At 58.4% G+C, this 7,107-nt stretch carries 8 protein-coding genes; 1 reads left to right on the top strand and 7 read right to left on the bottom strand.

What is annotated here, in order from left to right; all coding sequences use genetic code 11:
- Positions 1 to 240: 240 nt before the first annotated feature.
- From clpA to IB244_RS21680, 7 genes are all read right to left on the bottom strand, one after another.
- Complete coding sequence (gene clpA, locus IB244_RS21710; RefSeq protein ID WP_192240719.1) at positions 241 to 2,742, bottom strand: ATP-dependent Clp protease ATP-binding subunit ClpA; 2,502 nt, start codon at positions 2,740 to 2,742, stop codon at positions 241 to 243.
- A 10-nt stretch (positions 2,743 to 2,752) separates the two neighbouring features.
- Entirely contained in the window at positions 2,753 to 3,106 is a 354-nt protein-coding gene (gene clpS, locus IB244_RS21705) for an ATP-dependent Clp protease adapter ClpS (protein WP_008526939.1), read from the bottom strand.
- A 259-nt stretch (positions 3,107 to 3,365) separates the two neighbouring features.
- Complete coding sequence (locus tag IB244_RS21700; RefSeq protein ID WP_026372161.1) at positions 3,366 to 3,737, bottom strand: phasin family protein; 372 nt, start codon at positions 3,735 to 3,737, stop codon at positions 3,366 to 3,368.
- A 230-nt stretch (positions 3,738 to 3,967) separates the two neighbouring features.
- The gene (locus IB244_RS21695) at positions 3,968 to 4,390 is read right to left on the bottom strand and encodes a DUF3597 domain-containing protein (RefSeq protein ID WP_192240720.1); all 423 of its coding nucleotides are present in this window, start codon (positions 4,388 to 4,390) and stop codon (positions 3,968 to 3,970) included.
- Positions 4,391 to 4,636: 246 nt separating this feature from the next.
- Positions 4,637 to 4,840 carry a DUF3126 family protein gene (locus IB244_RS21690; protein ID WP_007532353.1) on the bottom strand — a complete coding sequence of 68 codons (204 nt, stop codon included), beginning with the start codon at positions 4,838 to 4,840 and terminating at the stop codon, positions 4,637 to 4,639.
- A 127-nt stretch (positions 4,841 to 4,967) separates the two neighbouring features.
- Positions 4,968 to 5,801, bottom strand: coding sequence for a serine O-acetyltransferase (gene cysE / locus IB244_RS21685; protein ID WP_169683356.1), 834 nt, complete (start codon positions 5,799 to 5,801; stop codon positions 4,968 to 4,970).
- Between the two features lie 112 nt (positions 5,802 to 5,913).
- Positions 5,914 to 6,696 carry an alpha/beta fold hydrolase gene (locus IB244_RS21680; protein ID WP_192240721.1) on the bottom strand — a complete coding sequence of 261 codons (783 nt, stop codon included), beginning with the start codon at positions 6,694 to 6,696 and terminating at the stop codon, positions 5,914 to 5,916.
- Between the two features lie 154 nt (positions 6,697 to 6,850).
- On the opposite strand from IB244_RS21680, the gene IB244_RS21675 reads away from it, so the two are divergent.
- Complete coding sequence (locus IB244_RS21675) at positions 6,851 to 7,096, top strand: zinc-finger domain-containing protein (protein ID WP_018859934.1); 246 nt, start codon at positions 6,851 to 6,853, stop codon at positions 7,094 to 7,096.
- Positions 7,097 to 7,107: the final 11 nt, after the last annotated feature.

Genomic DNA, 7,107 nt, shown 5'->3' with positions numbered 1-7,107 from the left:
AAGTCTCACCCGCGTCGCATGCCAGTGCCTGCTGGCTGCAGCCGCCCAAAACATCAAGAAGATCGCCATGGCGCTCACCAAGCCACCCAGACCAGCCATGGCATGAGGGCCAGAGGCCGCCAACTTCACCCCGCCTCAGAACCCAACTAAAACAACCAACGTCCAAAAAACAAACCCGCCGAAAATATCGACGGGTTTGTCAGCAGTCTGAGGCGGCCTTCGGCCGCCTTTTGCTCAGGTTTACTTCTTCGGAACCCTCGGAACCGCACTTCCCTTCTTGGGCAAGCTCTTGATTACCGGTTCGGCTGCTGCCTTCGCCTTCTTGGCCGTTGCCTTTTTCGGGCGGGCCTTCGTCTTCAACTCACCGTCATCCTCATCATCGGCCTCGGAATGGACGACTTCGGCTTCCGGCTTCGGCTTGATCGGGGCGCTGTCCGACACAGCTTCGAGGATGATGCCGGGCTTGCCATCTTCCTTCGGACCGACCGTGACGTTGACGACGCCGCCCTTGCGCAGCTTGCCGAAGAGGATCTCGTTGGCAAGCGGCTTCTTGATGACGTCCTGGATGACGCGGGCAAGCGGGCGAGCACCCATCTTGTCGTCGTAACCCTTCTCGGCCAGCCAGGCGATGGCGTCCTTGTGCAGATCGAAGGTGACGTTCCGTTCGGAAAGCTGTGCTTCGAGCTGCATGATGAACTTCTGCACGACCTTGTAGATGACTTCCGTCGGCAGCGCCGCGAACGGGATGATCGCGTCGAGGCGGTTGCGGAACTCGGGCGTGAACAGGCGGGTCAGCGCCTCTTCGTCTTCGCCTGTCCGCTTGGACGAGCCGAAGCCAATCGCGGCCTTGGCCATCTCCGATGCGCCCGCGTTGGTCGTCATGATCAGGATGACGTTGCGGAAGTCGATCTTCTTGCCGTTGTGGTCCGTCAGCGCGCCGTGGTCCATCACCTGCAACAGGATGTTGTAGATGTCGGGATGCGCCTTCTCGATCTCATCGAGCAGCACAACGCAATGCGGATGCTGGTCAACGCCATCGGTCAGGAGACCGCCCTGGTCGAAGCCGACATAGCCGGGAGGTGCACCGAGCAGGCGCGATACCGTGTGCCGCTCCATGTACTCGGACATGTCGAAGCGCAGAAGCTCAACACCCAAAGACGACGCCAGCTGCTTTGCAACCTCGGTCTTGCCGACGCCTGTCGGGCCGGAAAAGACGTAGGAGCCAATCGGCTTGTTCGGTTCACGCAGGCCCGCGCGGGCGAGCTTGATCGACGTCGACAACGCTTCGATCGCATTGTCCTGGCCGTAGACGACCGAGCGCAGTTCCTGCTCGAGATTGGCAAGAACGGCTTCGTCGTCCTTCGACACCGTCTTCGGCGGGATGCGCGCCATCGTCGCGACCGTCGCTTCGATCTCCTTCTCGGTGATCAGCTTGCGGCGCTTGGACGGCGGCAGCAGCATCTGAGCAGCACCAGTCTCATCGATCACATCGATTGCCTTGTCAGGCAGCTTGCGGTCCGAAATGTAACGGGCGGACAGCTCGACGGCGGTCTTGATCGCTTCGTTCGAATAACGCAGGTGATGATATTCCTCGAAGTAAGGCTTCAGGCCCTTCATGATCTCGATCGCATCGTCGATCGACGGTTCATTGACGTCGATCTTCTGGAAACGACGAACCAGGGCACGGTCCTTCTCGAAAAACTGGCGGTATTCCTTATAGGTGGTCGAACCGATGCAGCGGATCGCGCCCGAGGACAGAGCCGGCTTCAACAGGTTCGATGCATCCATCGCGCCGCCCGACGTCGCACCCGCCCCGATGACGGTGTGGATCTCGTCGATGAACAGCACGGCGCCCGGATATTCTTCCAGTTCCTTGACGACCTGCTTCAGGCGCTCCTCGAAATCGCCGCGATAGCGTGTGCCGGCCAGCAGCGTGCCCATATCCAGCGAGAAGATGGTGGCATCAGCAAGCGCTTCCGGCACCTTGCCCTCGACGATGCGCTTGGCAAGGCCTTCGGCAATCGCCGTCTTGCCGACGCCGGGATCACCGACGTAGAGCGGGTTATTCTTCGAGCGACGGCACAGAACCTGGATGGTGCGGTTGACTTCAGCCTGGCGGCCGATCAGCGGATCAATCTTGCCGCTTTTGGCTTTCTCGTTGAGGTTCACGCAGTAGGCCTTCAGGGCGTCCTGCTGTTTCTTCGGACCGCCCTCCTCCTGATCACCGCTGTTGCGAGAAGCCGGCTTGCTCTCGGACTCGCCGTCGTCCGCGCCACGCGGCGGACGGGACTCGGACGAGCCCGGCCGCTTGCCGATCCCGTGCGAGATATAGTTGACGGCGTCGTAGCGGGTCATTTCCTGCTCCTGCAGGAAGTAGGCAGCATGGCTCTCGCGCTCGGCGAAAATGGCAACAAGGACGTTTGCCCCCGTAACCTCTTCGCGACCGGAAGACTGCACATGGATCACCGCTCGCTGGATGACACGCTGGAAGCCTGATGTCGGCTTGGAATCCTCGTCATAGCCAGTGACCAAATTGGAAAGTTCGTTATCGACATATTCAACAAGCGTTTTGCGCAGCGCGTCGAGGTCGACATTGCAGGCACCCATGACCGCGGCCGCATCGGCATCGTCGATCAGGGCGAGCAGCAGATGCTCGAGCGTGGCATATTCATGATGCCGCTCGTTGGCAAAGGTCAGTGCCTGATGGAGCGCCTTCTCAAGACTAGGCGAAAATGTTGGCACGTTCAGATCCTCACTTCTTTTCCATGACGCATTGCAGCGGATGCTGGTGCTGTCGGGCGAAGTCCATCACCTGGCTCACCTTCGTCTCCGCCACCTCGTATGTAAATATCCCGCATTCACCGACGCCGTGATTGTGGACGTGGAGCATGATGCGAGTGGCACTTTCACGATCCTTCTGAAAAAAACGCTCGAGGATATGAATGACAAATTCCATGGGTGTGTAATCGTCATTCAGGAGCAGCACGCGGTAGAGATTGGGCTTCTTGGTCTTTGGCTTCGTGCGCGTGATGACCGAGGTTCCGCGATTTCCGTTGTCCCCGTTCCTTTCGCTGTCGTTTTGCATCCGGATCGGCTTGGCGATCATTTTCTATCATTCCTCGATCATTCCGGTGGGCCTGGGAGGCGTGATTGCCCACCGAATATTCGAACTACTAACTTAGTCCATCCTTGCGCGATTTTAAGCCCCTCGTTTCACACTGCAATCACATTTCGGCCGGTGCCGACGCAAAGACACAGAAACTGGCGAAAGCAGATGACGGACGTCGCGAAAAAAGAAAAGACCGGCCGCAGATGCGTAGCCGGTCCTCGATTTTCAAGGGCTATGCGGCGATTGCCGCCTATCGTTATGCCGCTGCGGGCGTGACAACTGTGGCTGCTTTCGTCGCCTTCGCGGTCGCTGCAGCAACAGGCGCTTCGTATGGTTTGTAAGCGCTTTTGGCGAGATCGGAATACATTTCGCCGAGCTTGGTCGCCTCGCTCACGAAGTTCTCGTATGCGCTTTTCACATAGTTGGTCTGCAACTCGAAGGCAGCTTCAAAGCTGCGCGCTCCGGAAAGACTTTCAAAATGTGTGACCGTGTCCTGAAAGGACTTCTTGGAATACTCCACGGCTTCAGCGGCAATCGCCTGGAAGCCCTTGGCTGTGTCCGAATAGCTTTTCAGCATGGTATCCATGGCTTCCTTGCTCTTCCGGTTGGCGTCATCGAAATTCAACATGACCATCATCCTCCTTGGCCTTTGCAAGCAGGATGAAGCGTAGCTGCAACGCACAAATAGTCAAGCACGATTGTGCATTGCAAAACAACCTTCACTTGCATTCACCCTGTTTTCTTCGGGCAAGACACAACGACACCCTCTCCAATAGTTGATTTTGCTAAAATATATCAGGAGCGCCGCAACCAAGAGCTTTCGAAGAATTTCGGTGCGGCGCCGCCAGCATTGAGCCGTCAATCAAGGAGGTCTGCCGGAACTTTTCCGCCATTCTCGGCAAGCCGTTTCATCAATGCCTTGTGCAGGAACATGTTCATGGTGGCGGTGTCGTGCGGATCGCCGGTAAAGCCAAGCTCTGCCGCAAGTTCCTTGCGCTCCGCAAGGCTCGCGTCCATACCGACAGCCTTCATAAGATCGACGATCGAACGGCGCCAATCCAGCTTCTGTCCGCTCTTCTTCACAGCGGCATCGAGCAGCGGCACGATATCGATCGCAGCTGCGGCGGGCGACGCGGTGGCCGGAGTCGGCTGCGATGGGGCTGCGGGCGCGGCGCTTGGCGCTGCTGCTGTCGGCGGTGGCGTGGGTGCCGCGGACGGTGTGACCGGAGCGGCCACGGCTTCACCAAAAATCGCGTGCTTGATCTTGTCGAAAATACCCATTCTCAGCATCCCTCCTTAGCGCCAGAGCACATGCTCAGAAGAGGAGATGGAGCATTCGACGGAGTGGTCCAGAGAAGGCAGCCTATTTTTCCGCTAAAGATTGCCCTGCGAAAAGAAACAATCGGAGGTTTGCGGGATCAAGGCCTGAGCCGCGCTGCAGATCGATCAAGCGACTTGCCTTGAGAAGCAAGCCGCTCGCGGGCGCGACATGGCAGACCGGCGGCGAGGCCGCCCGTCAATCACAAATCAAAGATCAACGTCGAGGATTGCCATCGAGAAATTATAGGAGCGGTCGCCGTCCTCGTCATCGATATAGACGACACCCAGAAATTCTTCGCCGAGATAGACTTCCGCGGAATCGTTCTTTCGCGGGCGTGCCTTGACGATCACCTGCGGGTTGAACGTGCGCTTGAAATAGGCGTCGAGCTTCTTGATTTCTTCGGGCTTCACACTGCATCTCCTGAGCGGTCTCGGTTGGCCGCTTCTTGCATGGGAAAGACGGCGCTGTAAAGGCGCGGGGACAGACGCGCGAACGCTATCCCCGCCGATATGTCGTACTGTTAAGACGGTAAGCGGCTCAGATATCCGCGCCGATCACCTGATCCATTATTCGCGACGGTTCCGAACACCCGGCTTCTCCGACCACTTTGGCCGGCACGCCCGCCACAGTCGTCTTCGGCGGTACCGCCTTCAGCACGACAGAGCCAGCGGCAATGCGCGAACAATAGCCAACCTCGATGTTGCCAAGAATCTTGGCGCCGGCGCCGATCAGGACACCGCTGCCGATCTTCGGATGCCGATCCGAGCCTTCCTTGCCGGTGCCGCCAAGGGTGACACCATGCAGGATCGACACGTTGTCGCCGATCACAGCGGTTTCGCCGACGACCAACCCGGTGGCATGGTCAAGGAAAATGCCCCTGCCGATACGCGCTGCGGGATTGATGTCGGTCTGGAACACGCTCGAGGATCTGCTCTGCAGATAGAGCGCCAGATCGCGGCGGCCGCGGTTCAGCAACCAATGCGCTAGGCGGTGCGTCTGCAGCGCGTGGAATCCCTTGAAATAGAGCACGGCTTCCATGAAACGCAGGCATGCGGGGTCGCGGTCGTAGATCGCCTGAATGTCGACCCGCAGGATCGCGCTCCACTCCGGCCAATCCTCCAGCATCTGATCGAAGGTCTGGCGCAGCAGGATCGCTTGCATGTCCGGATGATCGAGACGTTCACAGATGCGGTAGATCACGCACTCTTCGAGCGACCGATAATTCAGCACGGTCGAATAGAGAAATGCGGCCAGCACCGGATCGTTTTCCGCGGCAACACGCGCTTCCTCGCGCAGGCTGTCCCAGATCGGATCCATCACCTTGAGAGGATTGCCAGTCTCAAGAGAGCGAATGTCTGTCTTTGCGACCATGAAAGGTCTCCTCGTATGCGTAGGCTCGGCTCTATATAGGGCAAAAACCTGTTAACATAAATGGGTACTTGGGGAATCCTTTGTCCCGCAGCACCGGCATGGAGGCAAGTCACTATCCGGCGACTTTGGCATAAAACTCCAGCGCCGCCTTCTTAAAAACGCGGTCTCCGACGGCCAGCATGTGATCGCGGCCGGGAATATCAAGCGCCTGGGCATGCGGCATCAGCGCAGCCAGTTCCTGGGCTGAACCTGCAATGTCGTCCTTCGTTCCAACGCCGATCAAGGTCGGCGCCTCGATTTTCGCCATGTCGGAGCGTGCCACGAGGTCGCGAGATCCCTTGATACAGGCGGCGAGTGCGTCACGGTCACTCTTCGTCTGGTCGGCGAAGGCCCGGAACATGCGTCCGCGATCATGAGAGACATCGTCGAGCGACGGAGCCAGCAAGGCATCAGCAATCGGATCCCAATCGCCGACACCATCCGTCATGCCGATCCCAAGACCGCCGAGGACCAGCGAGCGGACCCGGTCGGGGTGGGCAAGTGCCGCAAAAACGGAAATGCGGGCTCCCATCGAGTAGCCCATCAGGTTGGCTTCCGGAATCCCAAGGTGATCAAGGAGCGCAATCGCATCGCTTGCCATATGCCAGGGACGATAGGCCTCGGCATCCCTTGGCTTGTCGCTTGCACCGTGTCCGCGGTTGTCGATAGCTATGACTCGGTAGCCCTCGTCGCCCAGGGTCTTCAGCCAGCCGGGATTAACCCAGTTGACGTTGGCGCTGGAAGCGAAACCGTGGATCAACAGCACGGGAGCGCCGCCCGGATCGCCTTCATCGAAGAAGGCAAGCTTCAGCCCATCATGTGTCAAGCTGGAAAAAGCGGGCGTATTCAAGTTCATCGGACTGTCCTTTTTGCCGGACCATATTTTATAGGCCAGAGAACTGAAACCCTCGCAGGTGCAAAAACTGTGCGTCCGAGCGCTCTTTGGCTCTACACATTTGCGGTGAAGGACTATAAGGTCCGCGCACGTTACAAAGCATTCGGAGACAGACATGGCCGGCCACAACATTCCCCACTTCCAGAACGACGGCGGACACCGCGTTATCGAAGTCGGCGTGAAAGAGTTCATGTGCACCGGTGCCTCCGTTCCGTTCGATCATCCCCACATCTTCATCGACATGGGCGATGAGAACGAGAAGGTCTGCTCCTACTGCTCGACCCTCTACCGTTTCAATGGTGCGCTGAAGGCAACCCAGACCAATCCGGCTGGCTGCGTCTTCCACGTCAAGGCCGCCTGACACCCATTTCG

Origin of the sequence: Rhizobium sp. RHZ02, from assembly GCF_014851575.1 — a bacterium.
Classification (GTDB): domain Bacteria; phylum Pseudomonadota; class Alphaproteobacteria; order Rhizobiales; family Rhizobiaceae; genus Rhizobium; species Rhizobium altiplani.
Note: the sequence above shows the minus strand (reverse complement) of the source record. Positions and strands in the feature narration are given on the sequence as shown.